Source organism: Jiangella rhizosphaerae (assembly GCF_003579925.1).
Lineage (GTDB): Bacteria > Actinomycetota > Actinomycetes > Jiangellales > Jiangellaceae > Jiangella > Jiangella rhizosphaerae.
In genome coordinates this window covers 1-16,082 of the sequence record NZ_QUAL01000121.1, presented here as the reverse complement: position 1 = coordinate 16,082, position 16,082 = coordinate 1, and the positions used below count along the sequence as shown (strand labels likewise).

Sequence of the window (16,082 nt, the reverse complement as noted above, 5' to 3'; positions counted from 1 at the left end):
GCGGTGCCCGGCACGGCGTCCGGGCCCGGCCCGGTGCCCCCGCCGCCCGAGGTGGCGCCCGCGCCGCACGTCCCCGACATCCACCCGGTGCCGCGGGTGGTCCGCGACGCCGCCGAGTGGAGCTGGCGGCTGATCGTCATCGCCGCGGCGGTGGCCGGCGTCGGCTGGCTGGCGTGGGAGCTGCGGGTCGTGATCTTCCCGCTGGTGGCCGGGCTGCTGCTGGCCGCCGGCCTGCAGCCGCTCGTCCGGCGGCTGCGAACGGCCGGCTGGGCGCGCGGGCCCGCGGCCGCCGTCGTCTTCGTGGGGTTCCTGCTCGTCGTGGTCGGATCGCTGACGCTGGTCGGCAACGCCGTCGGCGGCCAGTTCGAGGATGTCGTCGACCAGGCCGAGGAGGGCCTGCAGGAGATCCGCAACTGGCTGGCCGGGCCGCCGTTCAGCATCGACGAGGCGCAGCTGGACCGCTACATCGACCGCGCCGTGGCCGTGTTCCAGGACGACAGCTCCGTCACCGAGCAGGCGGCCACCGCGGCCACCGTCGCCATCGAGATCCTGGTCGGCCTGGCGCTGGCGCTGTTCGCCCTGATCTTCTTCCTCTACGACGGCGAGCGCATCTGGACCTGGCTGGTGCGGCTGTTCCCGGCGCGGGCGCGGGCGCGCGCGGCGGCGGCCGGGGACATCGCCTGGCTGACGCTGGGGCAGTACATCCGCGGGACGGTGCTGGTGGCGCTGTTCGACGCGGTCGCCATCACGATCCTGCTGTTCATCCTGCAGGTGCCGCTGGCGCTGCCGCTGGGCGTGCTGGTGTTCTTCGGCGCTTTCGTGCCGCTGATCGGCGCGTTCGTCACCGGGACGGTCGCGGTGCTGGTGGCGCTGGTGACGCAGGGGCTGCTGATCGCGATCGTGGTGCTGGTGGGGCTGATCGTCGTGCAGCAGATCGAGAGCAACATCTTCCAGCCGTTCATCCTCGGGCGCATGGTGCGCATCCACCCGCTGGCCGTCGCGGTCGCCGTCGCCATCGGCACGCTGGCCGGGTCGATCATCGGCGCGATCATCGCGGTGCCGATCATCGCCCTGGTGAACACCGTCGGCAGCTACCTGGCGTCGACCCGCGAGCGGCCGCCGTCCGCCGCGTCGGGCTGAGCCAGCGCGCGGAGCGCTGCCGCGAGGTCGGCCGCCGACGGCGCCGCCCCGGGGTCGATCAGCCACTGCAGCACCATGCCGTTGATGAGGCACAGCGCCAGCGACCCGACGGTGCGTGCGGTCTCGTCGTCGACCTCCGACGGGTCCTGCTGGAGCACCAGCCCCGCGAGGTCGCGCCGGGCCGCCTCGTAGGTGCGGGCGAGGTCGTCACGCAGCTGCGGTGCGTACTCGAACTGGCCGAAGGCCTGCAGGCTGGCCACCATCATCGAGCGGTTGTCCTCCTGCCCGTGCTGGAGACCGGCGAGGAACGCTTGGAGCCGGTCCAGCGCGGTGTCGCCCGAGCGGGCCCGCATGGCCGCCTCGATGTGACTGCCCCAGTCGTCGAACGAGTCGATGATCGCGGCGTTGAGCAGGGCGTCCTTCGAGCCGAAGTGGTACCCGATGGAGGCCAGGTTGGTGCCGGACTCGGCGACCAGGTCGCGGGCGGTGATGTGCGCGAAGCCCCGCTCCGCCAGCAGCCGCTTCGCGGCGGCGAGCAACTCCTCACGGTGTCCCATGCCACCCAGTGTAGGGGCGATTCATACGGTCGTCATAGACGTTCGTATAAGACGCTTGTATAGTTCACGGCATGACCGAGATCATGGAGCGAGCCGGCCGCCGGGAGTGGATCGGCCTCGCCGTCCTGACCATCCCCGCGTTGCTGGCGTCGATGGACCTGTCCGTCCTGTTCATGGCCGCGCCCGCGCTGAGCGCCGACCTCGAGCCCAGCGGCACGCAACTGCTGTGGATCATGGACATCTACGGCTTTCTGATGGCCGGGCTGCTCATCACCATGGGTTCGCTGGGCGACCGGATCGGGCGGCGCCGGCTGCTCCTGGCCGGCGCGGTGGCGTTCGGCGCGGCGTCGCTGCTGGCCGCCTACGCCTCCAGCCCGGAGATGCTGATCGCCGCCCGCGCGCTGCTCGGCATCGGCGGCGCGACGCTGGCGCCGTCGACCCTGGCGCTGATCCGCGGCATGTTCCACGATGCGGAGCAGCGACGGGCCGCCATCGGCGTGTGGACCGCGGCCTTCACCGGCGGCGTCGCCGTCGGTCCGATCATCGGCGGGCTGCTGCTCGAGCATTTCTGGTGGGGCTCGGTGTTCCTGATCAACCTGCCGGTCATGGTGCTCCTGCTGATCGTGGGGCCGTTGCTGCTCCCGGAGTCGCGCAACGCCGCCCACGGCGGCATCGACGTCCTCAGTGCCGTGCTGTCGCTGGCCGCGGTGCTCCCGGTGATCTACGGCATCAAGGAGATCGCCGCCGACGCGGCCGTCTCGGGGCCGGCCGTGGCGCTGATCGCCGCCGGGCTGGTCGTCGGCGTGGTCTTCGTCCGGCGGCAGCGGTCCCTGGACGACCCGATGATCGACGTCCGGCTGTTCCGCAGCCCGAGCTTCAGCGCCGCCGTCGGGACCAACGCGGCCGTGACGTTCGCGACCGCCGGGATGGGCGCCATCGCCGTCCAGTACGTGCAGGTCGTGCTCGGCATCCGGCCGTTCGCCGCCGCGCTGTGGATGCTGCCCACCGTGGGCGGCACCATCGTCGGCATCGCCGTGGCGAACCTGCTGGTGCGCCGCATCGCGCCGGGCATCGTCGTCGGGGCCGGGGCGTTGGTGGCCGCGCTGGGCTTCGCGCTGGTGACCGCGACCGTGGAGGTCGACTCCGCCGTAGGCGTCGTCATCGCGTGCTACACCGTGCTCGTCGCCGGCGTGGGGATGGCGGCCAGCCTGGTCATCGACCTGATCGTCGGCTCCGCCCCGCCGTCGAGGGCCGGTTCGGTGTCGGCGATGTCCGAAACCGCCGGCGAGTTCGGCGCCGCCCTGGGGATCGCCGTGCTCGGCAGCATCGCCGCCGCCGTCTACGCCGGGGAGCTGCGGGCCGCGCTGCCGGAAGTGAGCTCGGCCGCGACCGGCAGCCTGGGCGCGGCGACCGCCCTGGCCGGCGAGCTGCCGCCGGAGGCCGCTGGAGAGCTGCTGGCGGCCGCCCGGGAAGCGTTCACGCAGGGGTTCACGGTGACCGCGGCCGTGGGTTCGGTGGTGCTGGCGTTCCTCGCGCTGGTCGCTGTCGCCGTCTTCACCCGCCGGCCGGCCACCGTCCACCGGTCCCCTGTGACCCCGAAATGATCACGTGCACTACGAAATCTCGTGTCGCACTACGCCTGCAATCGTGTCGACGGTCGAGAAGGCGTGGTGATGACCCGCCGACGACCGGAAGGCGCCCACTCCCACCTTCGATCTAGTCGTCGGCCGCCGGGTTCAGCAGGGCCAGGACGTCGTCGTGGAGGGGCCCGTTGGTCGCGAGGGCGTCGGCGCCGAGCGGGCCGGGGACGCCGTCGAGGCTGGTGAAGCGGCCACCGGCCTCCTCGACGACGATCGAGGGAGCGGCCATGTCGTGCAGGGCCAGCTCGGGCTCCGTCGCGATGTCGACGGCGCCGTCGGCGAGCAGCATGTACGACCAGAAGTCGCCGTAGGCACGGGTGCGCCAGCACGCGCGCGTCAGGTCGAGGAAGGCGGGCAGCATGCCGCGCTCCTCCCAGCCGGACAGCGACGAGTACGACAGCGACGCCCGCTCCAGCGAGGACACGTCGGACACCCGGCAGCGGGTCGCCGAGGACAGCGACCGGCCGGTGTAGGCGCCGGTGCCGCGCGCCGCCCACCAGCGCCGGCCCAGCGCGGGCGCCGACACCACGCCGGCGACCACGGCGTCCTCGACCATCAGCGCGATCAGCGTGGCCCAGACGGGGACGCCGCGCAGGTAGTTCTTCGTGCCGTCGATGGGGTCGATGACCCACCGGCGGGCGCCGTAGCCGCCGGCGCCGAACTCCTCACCGACGACGGCGTCGCGGGGCCGCGCGCGCGAGAGCGTCCGGCGAATCGCCTCCTCGGTCGCCTTGTCCGCGTCGGTGACGGGGGACTGGTCGGCCTTGGTCTCGACGCGCAGATCGGCGGCCCGGAACCGCGACATCGTCTGCGAGTCGGCGTCGTCGGCCAGGACGTGGGCGAAGCGGAGGTCGTCGTCGTGGGCCACGAACGGTCAACCTACACGGTCAGTCGCCCGCCTGGCGGTCACGGCTGGCCAGCAGCCGCCGGTACGACGCCAGACGGTCGGCGTCGACGCGGCCGGCCGCCAGGGCCGCGTCGAGTCCGCACTCCGGCTCGCCGTCGGCGTGGGTGCAGCCCCGCGGGCAGTCCTCGGTCTCGGCGGCGAGATCGGGGAAGGCGAGGATGAGGCGGTCGGGGTCGACGTGTGCGAGGCCGAACGAGCGGATGCCCGGCGTGTCGATGACCCAGCCGCCGTCCGGCAGCGCCAGCGCGACGGCGCTGGTGGACGTGTGCCGGCCCCGTCCGGTGACGACGTTGACCCGGCCGGTCGCGCGGTCCGCACCCGGGACCACCGCGTTCACCAGCGTCGACTTGCCGACGCCGGAGTGGCCGACGAGGACGGTGACGCGGTCGCGCAGGTGCTGCAGGACGTCGCCGACGTCGGCGCCGGACGAGCCCGGCGCCAGGCGGGTCACGACGGCCGGGACCTGCAGCGGGGCGTACGCCGCCAGCAGCGGCCCGGGGTCGGCGAGGTCGGCCTTCGTCAGGCACAGCAGCGGCTCGATGCCGGCGTCGAACGCCGCCACCAGGGCGCGGTCGATCAGCCGGGGCCGCGGCTCGGGGTCGGCGACGGCGGTGACGATCATCAGCTGGTCGGCGTTGGCGACGATGATGCGCTCGACCGGATCGTCGTCGTCGGCCGTGCGCCGCAGCACGGTGGCGCGCTCCTCGACGCGCACGATGCGGGCCAGCGTGCCGGGCGCACCGGAGACGTCGCCGACCAGGCCCACGCGGTCGCCGACGACCACCGCCTTGCGGCCGAGCTCGCGCGCCGTCATGGCCGTCACCGTCCGGCCGTCGAGCACACAGGTGTAGCGGCCGCGGTCGACGGCAATGACCAGCGCGGGCGTCGCGTCGGTGTGGGCGGGACGGAGCTTGCTGCGCGGGCGCGAACCGCGCCCCGGGCGGACCCTGACGTCCCCCTCGTCGTAGGACGAGGCGGCGGTCCGCCGGGCCATCACGCGCTGGGCTCCCCGCCGAGCAGGGCCGCCCACATGCCGGGGAAGTCGGCCAGCGTCTTCGAGGTGGTCGCGATGTCCTCGACCCGCACGCCCGGCACCACCAGCCCGACGACGGCGCCCGCCTGCGCCATGCGGTGGTCGGCGTAGCTGCGGAACACGCCCGCGCGCAGCGGCACCGGCCGGATGTCGAGGCCGTCATCGGTCTCGGTGACGTCGCCGCCCAGGCCGTTGAGCTCCGCGGCCAGCGCCGCCAGCCGGTCGGTCTCGTGGCCGCGCAGGTGGGCGATGCCGCGCAGGTGCGACGGCGTACTCGCGACGGCGGCCAGCGCGGCGAGGACGGGGGTCAGCTCGCCGACGTCGTGCAGGTCGGCGTCGAGGCCGAGCACCGTGCCGGTGCCGCGCACCGTCAGCACGCCGTCGTCGAGCGAGACGTCGGCGCCCATGCGGGCGAGTAGGTCGCGCAGCTGCGCGCCCGGCTGCGTGGTGGACGCCGGCCAGCGCGGCACCCGGACCGTCCCGCCGGTCAGCACGGCGGCGGCCAGGAACGGCGCGGCGTTGGAGAGATCGGGCTCGACGACGGTGTCGACGGCCCGGACGGCGCCCGGCTCGACCCGCCACGTGTTCGCCGCGGCGTCGTCGACCTCGACGCCGCGCTCGCGCAGCATGGCCACCGTCATGTCGATGTGCGGCTGCGACGGGACCGGCTCGCCGTCGTGGTGGAGGGTGACGCCCTTCTCGTAGCGCGGCGCCGACAGCAGCAGCCCACTGACGAACTGCGACGACGCCGACGCGTCGATGGTGACGTGGCCGCCCGGGACCGTGCCGGTGCCGGCGACGGTGAACGGCAGCACGCCGCGGCCGCCGTCGTCGACCGTCACGCCGAGCGCCCGCAGCGCGTCGAGCACGGTGCCCATGGGGCGAAGCCGGGCCTGCGGGTCGCCGTCGAACCGGACCGCGCCGTCGGCCAGCGCGGCGAATGGTGGCACGAACCGCATGACGGTGCCCGCCAGGCCCGTGTGGACGGCGACGCCGCCCCGGACCGGCGCGGGGGTGACCCGCACACCGTCGTCGACCGGCTCCAGCGCGGTGCCGAGGGCGCGCAGCGCGTCGATCATCAGCCGGGTGTCGCGCGCCAGCAGCGGATGGCGGACCGTCGACGGGCCGTCGGCGAGCGCGGCCAGGACGAGCGCGCGGTTGGTGAGGGACTTGGAGCCGGGCAGCTCGACGGTCGCGTCGACCGGCGCGACGGCGGTCGGTGCAGGCCAGAGCGGGGCGGTGGTGTCGGTCATCGGGCACCCAGCCTATCGGGTGCCCGACGACCGCTGTCGCAGGTTATTCCGCCTCGACCCAGTCGAACGTCTTGGTGACGGCCTTCTTCCAGGTGCGGAAGATCTTCTCGCGGTGGGCCTCGTCCATCGACGGATCCCACTGCTTGTCCTGGGCCCAGTTGTTCCTGATGTCGTCCTCACCGGACCAGAACCCGGTGGCCAGGCCGGCCGCGTACGCCGCGCCGAGCGCCGTCGTCTCCGCGACGACCGGCCGGATGACCGGGACGCCGAGGATGTCGGCCTGGAACTGCATGAGCAGCTCGTTGGCGACCATGCCGCCGTCGACCTTGAGCGAGGTCAGGTCGACCCCGGAGTCGGCGTTCATGGCGTCGATGACCTCGCGGGACTGGAACGCCGTGGCCTCCAGGACCGCGCGGGCGATGTGACCCTTGTTGACGAATCGCGTCAGCCCGACGATCGCCCCCCGGGCGTCGGACCGCCAGTACGGCGCGAACAGACCGGAGAACGCCGGGACGAAGTACGCCCCGCCGTTGTCGTCGACGCTGCGCGCCAGCGGCTCGATGTCGGGCGCGGCCGCGATGATGCCGAGGTTGTCGCGCAACCACTGCACCAGCGAGCCGGTGACCGCGATGGAGCCCTCGAGCGCATAGACGGGATCGTTGTCGCCGATCTTGTAGCAGACGGTGGTGAGCAGGCCGTTCTCGCTCATCACCTTCTCCGTCCCGGTGTTCAGCAGGACGAAGTTGCCGGTGCCGTAGGTGTTCTTCGCCTCGCCCGGCGACAGGCAGGCCTGGCCGAACGTGGCCGCCTGCTGGTCGCCGAGGATGCCGGCGACGGGCAGCCCGCCGAGCGCGCCGCGCTCGCGGATGTTGCCGTACACCTCCGACGACGACCGGATCTCCGGAAGCATCGACATCGGGATGCCCATGTCGGCCGCGTGCTCCTCGGCCCACGACAGCGTGTCGAGGTCCATGAGCATGGTGCGCGAGGCGTTCGTCGGGTCGGTGTAGTGCAACCCGCCGTTCGGCCCGCCGGTGGCGTTCCACAGCACCCAGGTGTCCATGTTGCCGAAGAGCAGGTCGCCGGCCTCGGCCTTCTCGCGGGCGCCGTCGACGTTGTCGAGGATCCACTTCACCTTCGGGCCGGAGAAGTAGGTCGCGAGCGGCAGGCCGGTCCGGGCGCGATACCGGTCCGGCCCGCCGTTCTTCGCCAGCTCGTCGACGATGCGGTCGGTGCGGGTGTCCTGCCACACGATCGCGTTGTAGACCGGCTTGCCGGTCGTGCGGTCCCAGACGACGGCCGTCTCGCGCTGGTTCGTGATGCCGACGGCGGCGATGTCGCTGGTGACGAGGTCACGCTTGGCCAGAGCACCCGCGCAGACCTCGCGAGTGTTCTGCCAGACCTCTTCCGGATCGTGCTCGACCCAGCCGGCCTGCGGGAAGATCTGCTTGTGCTCCCGCTGGTCGACGGAGACCACCCGCCCGGAGTGATCGAAGATCATGCACCGGGTGGATGTGGTGCCCTGGTCGATGGCGGCTACGTACTGACTCATCCCCTTCTCCTCACATCGTCGTACGGGGCATGAAGCGCCCGGGTCGGGCGATCAGTAGACGGCCCTGGCGAGCAGACCACCCAGGACGCCGCCGATGAGCGGGCCGGCGACGGGAACCCAGGAGTATCCCCAGTCGCTGGAGCCCTTCCCCCGGATGGGCAGGAACGCGTGGGCGATGCGGGGGCCCAGGTCGCGGGCCGGGTTGATGGCATAGCCGGTGGGGCCGCCGAGGGAGGCGCCGATGCCGACGACCAGGAGGGCGACGGCGAGCGGACCGATGTCGACGGGCGAGTTCCCGAACGACAGGACGACGAAGACCAGCACGAACGTCGCGATGATCTCCGTCACCAGGTTCCAGCTGTAGGTGCGGATCTGCGGACCGGTCGAGAAAACGGCGAGCTTCTTGCTCGGGTCCTCCTCGATGTCGAAGTGCTCCTTGAACGCCAGCCAGCACAGCACGGCACCGACGATCGCGCCGGCCATCTGGCCGAGGATGTACGCCGGGACGTCGGACCAATCGGTGGTCCCGTTGGCCGCGAGACCGAACGTGACAGCGGGGTTGATGTGCGCGCCGGACTCGAACGCCACGTACACACCGGCGAAGACGCCGAGGCCCCAGCCGAAGTTGATGAGCAGCCAGCCTCCGCCGAGTCCCTTGCTCCGATCCAGGATGGCGGTGGCGACCACACCACAACCGAGGAGGAGGAGCATGCCCGTGCCGAGGAACTCGTTGAGGAAGATCTCGCCGAAACTCAGGTCCATGTGAACCTCCGCTTCCGTTGACGACAACGGCCGTGGCGTCCCCGGTGTCCCGGCTGGTCTCGGCAACGTTGCCAAGGGTCACTTCCGGAACTTACTGGCGCGTAGAGCAACTGTCTACGTCCTCCGGTATCAGAGCGGGTAGCGTGTTGCTGGGTGCCGCTGACGGTCGCGCCGACATGTCGAACCTTGGTGGCATTCGACCGCTTTGATGCGCTCTGAGCTGCAAGGAGACGTGATCGACGTGACCGGTGACAGCGAGCGGGCCGAGCTCGCCGGCCCGAGCGGCCGGCTGGGGCCCCAGGCCCGGCAGGAGAACTGGGACCGGCTCGGCTCCGAGCACTTCGACGTCGTCGTCATCGGCGGTGGCGTGGTGGGCACCGGCGCCGCGCTGGACGCCGTCACCCGCGGACTGCGCGTGGCGTTGGTCGAGGCGCGCGACTTCGCCGCCGGCACGTCCAGCCGGTCGAGCAAGCTGTTCCACGGCGGCCTGCGCTACCTCGAGCAGTTCGAGTTCGGGCTGGTCCGCGAGGCGCTGCACGAGCGCGAGCTCATGCTCACCCGCATCGCCCCGCACCTGGTGAAGCCGGTCAGCTTCCTCTACCCGCTCAAGCACCGCTGGTGGGAGCGCCCCTACACCGCCACCGGCCTGCTCATGTACGACACCATGGGCGGGGCCCGCTCGGTGCCGGGGCAGAAGCACCTCACCCGGGCCGGTGCGCTGCGGCTGTTCCCGGGGCTGCGGCACGACGCGCTGATCGGCGGCGTCCGCTACTACGACGCCCAGGCCGACGACGCCCGTCACACGCTCACCGTCGCCCGCACGGCCGCCCACTACGGCGCCGTCGTGCGGTCGTCGACGCAGGTCATCGCGTTCCTGCGCGAGGCCGACCGCATCACCGGCGTGCGCATCCGCGACGTCGAGACCGGCGCCGAGCAGGACGTCACCGCCGACGTCGTCGTCAACGCCACCGGCGTGTGGACCGACGAGATGCAGCGCCTGGCCGGCACCCGCGGCCGGTTCCGCGTCCGTGCCAGCAAGGGCGTGCACATCGTCGTCCCGCGCGACCGCATCGCCGCCGAGAGCGGGCTGATCCTGCGCACGGAGAAGTCGGTGCTGTTCGTCATCCCGTGGCGCAACCACTGGATCATCGGCACCACCGACACCGACTGGAACTTCGACCTCGCCCACCCGGCGGCCACGAAGGCCGACATCGACTACATCCTCGAGCACGTCAACGCCGTCCTCGCCACCCCGCTCACCCACGACGACATCGAGGGCGTCTACGCGGGCCTGCGGCCGCTGCTGGCCGGCGAGAGCGAGCAGAGCTCCAAGTTGTCGCGCGAGCACGCGGTCGCCCGTCCGGCGCCCGGCATGGTCGCCATCGCCGGCGGCAAGTACACGACCTATCGGATCATGGCCAAGGACGCCATCGACGCCGCCCGCGAGGACCTGCGCGGCTGGATCCGCCCGTCCATCACCGACAAGGTGCCCCTGCTCGGGGCCGACGGCTACCACGCGCTGGTCAACCAGGTCGACCGGCTGGCCGAGGAGCACGGCGTGCACCCGCACCGCCTGCGTCACCTGCTCGACCGCTACGGCTCGCTGGTGCACGAGGTGCTGGCGCTGGCCGAAGGGCGGCCCGAGCTGCTGCAGCCGATCCCCGGCGCGGCCGACTACCTGCGGGTCGAGGTCGTCTACGCGGTCACCCACGAGGCCGCCCTGCACGTCAGCGACGTCCTGACCCGGCGCACGCGCATCAGCATCGAGTACCCGCACCGTGGCCTGGAGTCCTCCGAGGCCGTCGCCCGGCTGATGGCCGAGACGCTCGGCTGGGACGACGAGACCATCGCCCGCGAGGTCGACGTCTACCGCAAGCGCGTCGAGGCCGAGCGCGCCTCCCAGTCCGAGCCCGACGACCAGGCTGCCGACGACGCTCGCTCGGCAGCGCCGGAGTTCCGCCCCGGAGTCGCCGAACCGGTGGTCTGACTCGCCGTGGCCGGCGCCCTACGTGTGGGTCGCGTCCTGGGTGTGAGTCGCGCTTGTGCTTCGGATTCGGCGGTCAGGTCGGCGAGGGCCATCACGAGGATTTCCTGAGCGTCGACACGATTGCAGGCGTAGTACGACACGAGATTTCGTGCTGAACGTGATCAACTCACTGCCGCTCGGTGCCCCAGGACCAGCCACACGGCGGCGGCGCACACGGCGAACCCGGCGACCGTGGCCACGCCGATGGACTCGCCGAACATCGCCCACGCCCACACGGCAGTGGTCGGCGGCGTCAAGTACAGCAGGCTGCTCACCCGCGTCGCCCCGCTGCGCCGCAGCACGACCAGGTACGCGCCGTACCCGCCGGCCGTCGACAGCACCAGCACCCACGCCACCGACCACCAGAAGCCGCTCGACTCGGGCACGGTGAACCGCCCGAAGGCGACCGCCTCGCCGGTGAACGCCACCGCCGCGATCGCCACGTGCACCGTCAGCGACACCGCCAGCCCGCCCGGCGGCCGCCAGCGCTGCTCTAGCACCGTCCCCGCCGACAGCGCCAGCATGCCGCCGACCGGCAGCAGGTACGCCCACGCCGACCCGCCGGCGCCGATGTCGCCGGCGACGACGATGCCGACCCCGGCCAGGCCGAGCCACAGCCCCAGCCGTCCGCGCACGCTGACCGCTTCGCCGAGCAGCCGGCGGGCGGCGGTGGCGACGACCAGCGGCTGCAGCGCCGCGATCAGCGCCGTCGTGCCCGCGGGGACGCCGAGGCCGATGCCGGTGACGACGCCGGCGAGGTACAGCGTCTGCGCGAGCAGCCCGACGACGGCGTGCCGGCCGAGGTCGCGCCGGGCGAGCCGGACCAGCCGGGGAGCGACGACCGGCACGAGGATGGCCGCGGCGACGAGATAGCGCCAGGACAGCAGCGTGTCGGCCGGAGCGTACTGGGTACCGAGCCGGGCACCGATGAACCCGGAGCTCCAGAAGACGACGAGGGCGGCGGCCGCCGCGACGTCCACGGCCGAGGTGCGCTGCTGCGGTCGGGTCGTGGTTTGCGTCATACGATCGATGTAAACATACCGGTCGGTATACTGTCAGTGTCCTCGTGGCCGGAGGGAGGGCTCGTGACTCGTCGGCAGCCCGCACAGCAGCTCACCCCGGCGGGGCAGCGGCTGCTCGACACCGCCAGCGCGCTGTTCTACCGGCATGGCATCCGCGCGGTCGGCGTCGACGCCATCGCGGAGGCGGCCGGCACGACGAAGAAGACGTTGTACGACCGGTTCGGCTCCAAGGACGCGCTGGTCGCGCTCTACCTGAGCCGCCGGTTCGAGCGGTGGCGCGAGTTCGTCGCCGCCTACCTCGACGAGCATGCCCCGGCACCCGGCCCGCGGCGCGTCCTGGCGGTGTACGACGCGCTCGCCGAGTGGCAGCGCGACGCCGAGCGCGGCTGCGCGTTCGTCAACGCGTTCGCGGAGATCGGTGGTACCGACCACCCGGGCGTCGCGGTGATCCAGGCGGAGAAGGAGACGGTCCGCGAGCTCTACGTCCGGCTGGTCGCCGAGGCGGGCGTGCCGCCCGCACGGGCCGCGGAGCTGGGCCTGCGGCTGGCCCTGCTGCACGAGGGCGCCCTGGTGACGATGACCGCGGGCGGCCGGCCGGACGCGTTGACGCACGCCCGCGCCGCCGCCGCCGACCTCCTGGCTACCGCGCTCGATCGGCAGGCGTCCTGACTCACTGCAAAGAGCCGGGGGGACCACCGCGGCGCCGGTGCCCGCTGCGTCGTCAGGGCGTGACGCGGTGCTGTACCGAGCGCAGGCCGGCCCTGGCCTGGCCGGCGGTGGCCCTGGCGGCCAGCTTCGCCTCGCGCTTGGCCGTCCTCGTCGCCCGCTTGGCGTCCTTCGCCGCGCGCCGCGCCCGCCACGACAGCCCCGGCTTGCCCTCGGTGTCGACCGCGGCGAGCATCAGGCCCCCGGCGAGGCCGACGTTCTTCATCGCCTGGACGCGCTGGGCGTTGCGCTTCTCGGGGTCCTCGATGGTCCAGAAGGGATGGCCCGCCCAGGTGGTCGGCAGCAGCGAGCCGAGCAGTGCGAGCGAGGCCAGCCGAGGCATCCGGCCGGTGGCCAGCGCCAGTCCGGCGCCGATCTGGACGCCGGCGTTGATGCGCACGAGCGTCTTGGGGTCGGTCGGCAGCTGCGGCACCCGCTTGCGCAGCGTCGGGCCGAACCGCTCGGAGAACGTGGCGGCCGCGTCGATCCCCGGCTCCGGGTCGCGCAGCCGCTGCGCGCCTTGGACGACGAAGATCGACGCGAGCATCGGGCGGGCGATCATTCGGACGAGGCTCATGGTTCTTGACTACCACGAAACCCGCCGCCTACACCCGTAGGCGCTCGATCCAGCCCGATCCCGTCAGTGGCGGGTGCGAGGATGGGCGTATGTGCGGACGGTACGCGGTCAGCCAGAGCGCCGACGACCTCGCCGACGAGTTCGGCGTCCAGCGGGAGGAGGTGCGCGAGCGCCTCGACCCCGACTGGAACGTCGCACCCTCCAAGAAGGTCTACGCCGTGCTCACCCGCGGGAAGAAGGACGAGCCAGAAGAGCCGCCGGTGCGCCGGCTGCGGACGCTGCGCTGGGGCCTGGTGCCGTCCTGGGCGAAGGACGTCGCCATCGGGAACCGGCTGATCAACGCGCGGGTCGAGACCGCCGCCGAGAAGCCGGCCTTCCGCAAGGCGTTCGCGCTGCGCCGGTGCATCCTCCCGGCCGACGGCTTCTACGAGTGGCGCGGCGAGAAGGGCGAGAAGCAGCCGTTCTTCATCCACCCGAAGCAGGGCTCGCTCGCCATGGCGGGGCTGTACGAGATCTGGCGCGACAAGAGCAAGCCCGAGGACGCCGACGACGCGTTCGTCTGGTCCGTGGTGATCCTGACCACCGACGCCACCGACGACGTCGGCCAGATCCACGACCGCATGCCCATGCTGGTCGGCCCGGACGACTGGGAGCGCTGGCTCGACCCCGGCATCACCGACCCCGAGGACGTCACGCGGCTGCTGAACCCGGCCGTCCCCGGCGTCCTCGACGCCTACCCGGTGTCCACCGAGGTCAACAAGGTCGGCAACAACGGGCCGCACCTCGTCGAACCGGTGGAGCTCTGATGGCTCCGGTCCGGACCACCGTCGGCACACCCATCGGCGAGGCCGCGTTCTGGACCGACGCCGCCGACGAGCCCCGGCTGCGGCTGGTGCTGGGGCACGGCGCCGGCGGCGGACCCACGGCGGCCGACCTCGAGGCACTGTCGCGCCACCTGCCGGCCGAGGGCGTCACCGTCGTCCGGTTCGAGCAGCCGTGGCGGCTGGCCGGCAAGAAGGTCGCGCCGCGCCCGCCGGTGCTCGACGAGGCCTGGCTGGCGGCCCTCGCCACGCTGCCGCGCGACTTGCCGCTGGTGCTCGGCGGCCGCAGCTCCGGCGCCCGCGTCGCCTGCCGCACCGCCGCTGAGCTCGACGCCGCAGCCGTCGTCTGCCTCGCGTTCCCGCTGCATCTGCCCGGTAAGCCTGAGGCCTCCCGGCTGCCCGAGCTGACGGGCGCGGCCGAGAAGCTGCCGGTGCTCGTCGTGCAGGGCGAGCGCGACACCTTCGGCGGCCCCGACGAGTTCCCGTCCGGTCCGCACCAGCTGGTCACCATCCCGGGCGCCGACCACGGCATGCGGGTGCTCAAGGGCCACTCGCAGCGCGAGGCCATCGACGCCGTCGTGGCCGCCGTGCGCGCCTTCCTGGGCCCCATCGGGGAATGAACCCGGCGCCGTCGCCGTTGACGCCAGCGGAACGACCGAATCCGGGAGGTTCAGCTGACTGTGGGTGCGACGTGCTTGGAGCGGCCGCCGTCCGAGGACGCGGTGCGCGACAGCCGTGAGACCTGGGACGCCATCGCGCCGGTAGACTTGACGGTGATGACTGATCAGGAGAGTGACGAGCAGCGCACGCAGCGCTTCGAGCGCGATGCGTTGCCGTACCTCGACCAGTTGTACTCGGCCGCGCTGCGCATGACGCGCAACGCCAGCGACGCCGAGGACCTGGTCCAGGAGACGTTCGCGAAGGCCTACGCCTCGTTCCACCAGTTCAAGGAGGGAACGAACCTCAAGGCGTGGCTCTACCGCATCCTGACCAACACCTTCATCAACACCTACCGCAAGAAGCAGCGCGAGCCGCAGCAGAGCGCCACCGAGGAGATCGAGGACTGGCAGATGGCCCGGGCCGAGGCGCACACCTCGTCCGGTCTGCTCTCCGCCGAGGCCGAGGCCCTGGCGCACCTGCCCGACTCCGACGTGAAGAACGCCTTGCAGGAGATCCCCGAGGAGTTCCGCATCGCGGTCTACTTGGCCGACGTCGAGGGCTTCCCCTACAAGGAGATCGCCGACATCATGGGCACACCGATCGGCACCGTGATGTCCAGGCTGCACCGTGGCCGCCGTCAGCTGCGCGGGTTGCTCGAGGACTACGCCCGCGAGCGTGGGCTGGTACCGAAGGTCACTCAGGAGGTTGGGGGATGAGCTGCGACGACAACGACGTCGACTGCGCTGAGGTTCTCGACCGGGTCTACATGTTCCTCGACCACGAGCTCGACGACCGCACTCTGACGTACGACGAGATCAAGGCGCATCTCGACGACTGTCAGCCGTGTCTGTCCACGTACGACATCGAGCGGGTCATCCGCGAGGCGGTGGCGCGCGCATGCGGCTGCGACCACGCGCCCGACGAGTTGCGGCTGAAGATCCGCGCCCGCATCCAGGAGGTCCGGGTGCAGATGACCCGGACGCCCTGACACCCACGCCGAACTGACACGAGCCCCGGCCCTGCGTCGCAGGTGCCGGGGCTCTCGTCGCCGTACGGGGCGCCTCTGTTGCTCCTGTGCCGTGCGGGGGTTCCGCAAGGCGAAGGGAACTACGAGTTGGGGCGCTTGCCGTGGTTGGCGGCGCTCTTCTTGCGCGAACGGCGCTTGCGTGCCTTCTTGCCCATGGCGAGCTGACTCCTCTCCGGGATCGGGTGTGCTGCTGGCGGCCGAACCGCCGGGGTCCGCGGCTGACGGTGCGACCGTCACGCGGTGACGCGCGGCGATTCCGGCGCGGTCGCGTCGTCGTCCATTGTCGCACGACCGGCACGCGGTTCCGGCGGCGGTGGCGGGCCGGGCGGACGGGGCGGCCGCGGGCCCTGCGCCGCCCGCTCCCCGATCCGCGGGGCGGGTCGCCGGGTCGCCTCGGCGC

At 72.3% G+C, this 16,082-nt stretch carries 17 protein-coding genes; 8 read left to right on the top strand and 9 right to left on the bottom strand.

Going from position 1 to position 16,082, the window contains the following annotated elements; genetic code table 11:
* Positions 1 to 1,140 (top strand): AI-2E family transporter (locus DY240_RS12560; protein ID WP_147375299.1); only part of this gene is annotated, 1,140 nt, incomplete at its 5' end.
* Here DY240_RS12560 and DY240_RS12555 read toward each other — a convergent pair.
* A complete protein-coding gene (locus DY240_RS12555) occupies positions 1,092 to 1,697 on the bottom strand; it encodes a TetR/AcrR family transcriptional regulator (protein ID WP_119660219.1) in 606 nt (201 codons plus the stop codon). The genes DY240_RS12560 and DY240_RS12555 overlap by 49 nt on opposite strands.
* A 71-nt stretch (positions 1,698 to 1,768) precedes the next feature.
* Between DY240_RS12555 and DY240_RS12550 the strand changes: the two genes are divergently transcribed.
* The gene (locus DY240_RS12550) at positions 1,769 to 3,301 is read left to right on the top strand and encodes an MFS transporter (RefSeq protein WP_119660218.1); all 1,533 of its coding nucleotides are present in this window, start codon (positions 1,769 to 1,771) and stop codon (positions 3,299 to 3,301) included.
* Between the two features lie 112 nt (positions 3,302 to 3,413).
* Here the strand turns inward: DY240_RS12550 and hisN are convergent, their stop codons facing one another.
* The 5 genes from hisN to DY240_RS12525 are packed head-to-tail and all read right to left on the bottom strand — an operon-like array spanning position 3,414 to position 8,844.
* Positions 3,414 to 4,205: a histidinol-phosphatase gene (hisN, locus tag DY240_RS12545; protein ID WP_233552717.1), complete on the bottom strand. Its 792-nt coding sequence runs from the start codon at positions 4,203 to 4,205 to the stop codon at positions 3,414 to 3,416.
* Positions 4,206 to 4,224: 19 nt separating this feature from the next.
* On the bottom strand, positions 4,225 to 5,238 hold the full coding sequence (gene rsgA / locus DY240_RS12540; protein WP_119660217.1) for a ribosome small subunit-dependent GTPase A: 1,014 nt from the start codon (positions 5,236 to 5,238) through the stop codon (positions 4,225 to 4,227).
* The gene (gene aroA / locus DY240_RS12535; protein WP_119660216.1) at positions 5,238 to 6,530 is read right to left on the bottom strand and encodes a 3-phosphoshikimate 1-carboxyvinyltransferase; all 1,293 of its coding nucleotides are present in this window, start codon (positions 6,528 to 6,530) and stop codon (positions 5,238 to 5,240) included. Before aroA ends, rsgA begins: the two co-directional genes overlap by 1 nt.
* A gap of 43 nt (positions 6,531 to 6,573) precedes the next feature.
* Positions 6,574 to 8,082, bottom strand: a complete 1,509-nt coding sequence (gene glpK / locus DY240_RS12530; RefSeq protein ID WP_119660215.1) for a glycerol kinase GlpK — start codon at positions 8,080 to 8,082, stop codon at positions 6,574 to 6,576.
* Between the two features lie 51 nt (positions 8,083 to 8,133).
* Complete coding sequence (locus DY240_RS12525; protein ID WP_233552716.1) at positions 8,134 to 8,844, bottom strand: MIP/aquaporin family protein; 711 nt, start codon at positions 8,842 to 8,844, stop codon at positions 8,134 to 8,136.
* A gap of 232 nt (positions 8,845 to 9,076) precedes the next feature.
* Between DY240_RS12525 and DY240_RS12520 the strand changes: the two genes are divergently transcribed.
* Positions 9,077 to 10,831: a glycerol-3-phosphate dehydrogenase/oxidase gene (locus tag DY240_RS12520; protein ID WP_233552715.1), complete on the top strand. Its 1,755-nt coding sequence runs from the start codon at positions 9,077 to 9,079 to the stop codon at positions 10,829 to 10,831.
* A gap of 161 nt (positions 10,832 to 10,992) precedes the next feature.
* On the opposite strand, the gene DY240_RS12515 is transcribed toward DY240_RS12520, so the two are convergent.
* A complete protein-coding gene (locus DY240_RS12515; RefSeq protein ID WP_119660213.1) occupies positions 10,993 to 11,892 on the bottom strand; it encodes a DMT family transporter in 900 nt (299 codons plus the stop codon).
* A gap of 63 nt (positions 11,893 to 11,955) precedes the next feature.
* Here DY240_RS12515 and DY240_RS12510 point away from each other — a divergent pair, with 63 nt between their 5' ends.
* On the top strand, positions 11,956 to 12,561 hold the full coding sequence (locus DY240_RS12510) for a TetR/AcrR family transcriptional regulator (RefSeq protein ID WP_119660223.1): 606 nt from the start codon (positions 11,956 to 11,958) through the stop codon (positions 12,559 to 12,561).
* A gap of 52 nt (positions 12,562 to 12,613) precedes the next feature.
* Here DY240_RS12510 and DY240_RS12505 read toward each other — a convergent pair whose 3' ends face one another.
* Complete coding sequence (locus tag DY240_RS12505) at positions 12,614 to 13,174, bottom strand: DoxX family protein (RefSeq protein WP_119660212.1); 561 nt, start codon at positions 13,172 to 13,174, stop codon at positions 12,614 to 12,616.
* 89 nt (positions 13,175 to 13,263) lie between these two features.
* Between DY240_RS12505 and DY240_RS12500 the strand changes: the two genes are divergently transcribed.
* From DY240_RS12500 to rsrA, 4 genes are all read left to right on the top strand, one after another.
* Positions 13,264 to 13,980 (top strand): SOS response-associated peptidase, encoded by a 717-nt coding sequence (locus DY240_RS12500; RefSeq protein ID WP_119660211.1) that lies wholly within the window; start codon positions 13,264 to 13,266, stop codon positions 13,978 to 13,980.
* Positions 13,980 to 14,615, top strand: a complete 636-nt coding sequence (locus DY240_RS12495) for an alpha/beta hydrolase family protein (RefSeq protein WP_199701395.1) — start codon at positions 13,980 to 13,982, stop codon at positions 14,613 to 14,615. Before DY240_RS12500 ends, DY240_RS12495 begins: the two co-directional genes overlap by 1 nt.
* A 156-nt stretch (positions 14,616 to 14,771) precedes the next feature.
* A complete protein-coding gene (locus DY240_RS12490) occupies positions 14,772 to 15,371 on the top strand; it encodes a sigma-70 family RNA polymerase sigma factor (RefSeq protein ID WP_119660221.1) in 600 nt (199 codons plus the stop codon).
* Positions 15,368 to 15,643: a mycothiol system anti-sigma-R factor gene (gene rsrA, locus DY240_RS12485; protein ID WP_119660210.1), complete on the top strand. Its 276-nt coding sequence runs from the start codon at positions 15,368 to 15,370 to the stop codon at positions 15,641 to 15,643. The genes DY240_RS12490 and rsrA overlap by 4 nt, the downstream gene beginning before the upstream one ends.
* A gap of 119 nt (positions 15,644 to 15,762) precedes the next feature.
* Here the strand turns inward: rsrA and DY240_RS34080 are convergent, their stop codons facing one another.
* Entirely contained in the window at positions 15,763 to 15,837 is a 75-nt protein-coding gene (locus DY240_RS34080; RefSeq protein ID WP_370246331.1) for a 50S ribosomal protein bL37, read from the bottom strand.
* Positions 15,838 to 16,082: the final 245 nt, after the last annotated feature.

Excerpts from the sequence above, each read along its gene's own strand:
- DY240_RS12490 (WP_119660221.1), top strand. The coding sequence starts at position 14,772 with ATGACTGATCAGGAGAGTGACGAGCAGCGCACGCAGCGCTTCGAGCGC.
- DY240_RS12550 (WP_119660218.1), top strand. The coding sequence starts at position 1,769 with ATGACCGAGATCATGGAGCGAGCCGGCCGCCGGGAGTGGATCGGCCTC.
- DY240_RS12505 (WP_119660212.1), bottom strand. The coding sequence starts at position 13,174 with ATGAGCCTCGTCCGAATGATCGCCCGCCCGATGCTCGCGTCGATCTTC.
- rsrA (WP_119660210.1), top strand. The coding sequence starts at position 15,368 with ATGAGCTGCGACGACAACGACGTCGACTGCGCTGAGGTTCTCGACCGG.
- rsgA (WP_119660217.1), bottom strand. The coding sequence starts at position 5,238 with ATGGCCCGGCGGACCGCCGCCTCGTCCTACGACGAGGGGGACGTCAGG.
- DY240_RS12500 (WP_119660211.1), top strand. The coding sequence starts at position 13,264 with ATGTGCGGACGGTACGCGGTCAGCCAGAGCGCCGACGACCTCGCCGAC.
- aroA (WP_119660216.1), bottom strand. The coding sequence starts at position 6,530 with ATGACCGACACCACCGCCCCGCTCTGGCCTGCACCGACCGCCGTCGCG.
- DY240_RS12515 (WP_119660213.1), bottom strand. The coding sequence starts at position 11,892 with ATGACGCAAACCACGACCCGACCGCAGCAGCGCACCTCGGCCGTGGAC.
- DY240_RS12495 (WP_199701395.1), top strand. The coding sequence starts at position 13,980 with ATGGCTCCGGTCCGGACCACCGTCGGCACACCCATCGGCGAGGCCGCG.
- glpK (WP_119660215.1), bottom strand. The coding sequence starts at position 8,082 with ATGAGTCAGTACGTAGCCGCCATCGACCAGGGCACCACATCCACCCGG.
- DY240_RS12525 (WP_233552716.1), bottom strand. The coding sequence starts at position 8,844 with ATGGACCTGAGTTTCGGCGAGATCTTCCTCAACGAGTTCCTCGGCACG.
- DY240_RS12555 (WP_119660219.1), bottom strand. The coding sequence starts at position 1,697 with ATGGGACACCGTGAGGAGTTGCTCGCCGCCGCGAAGCGGCTGCTGGCG.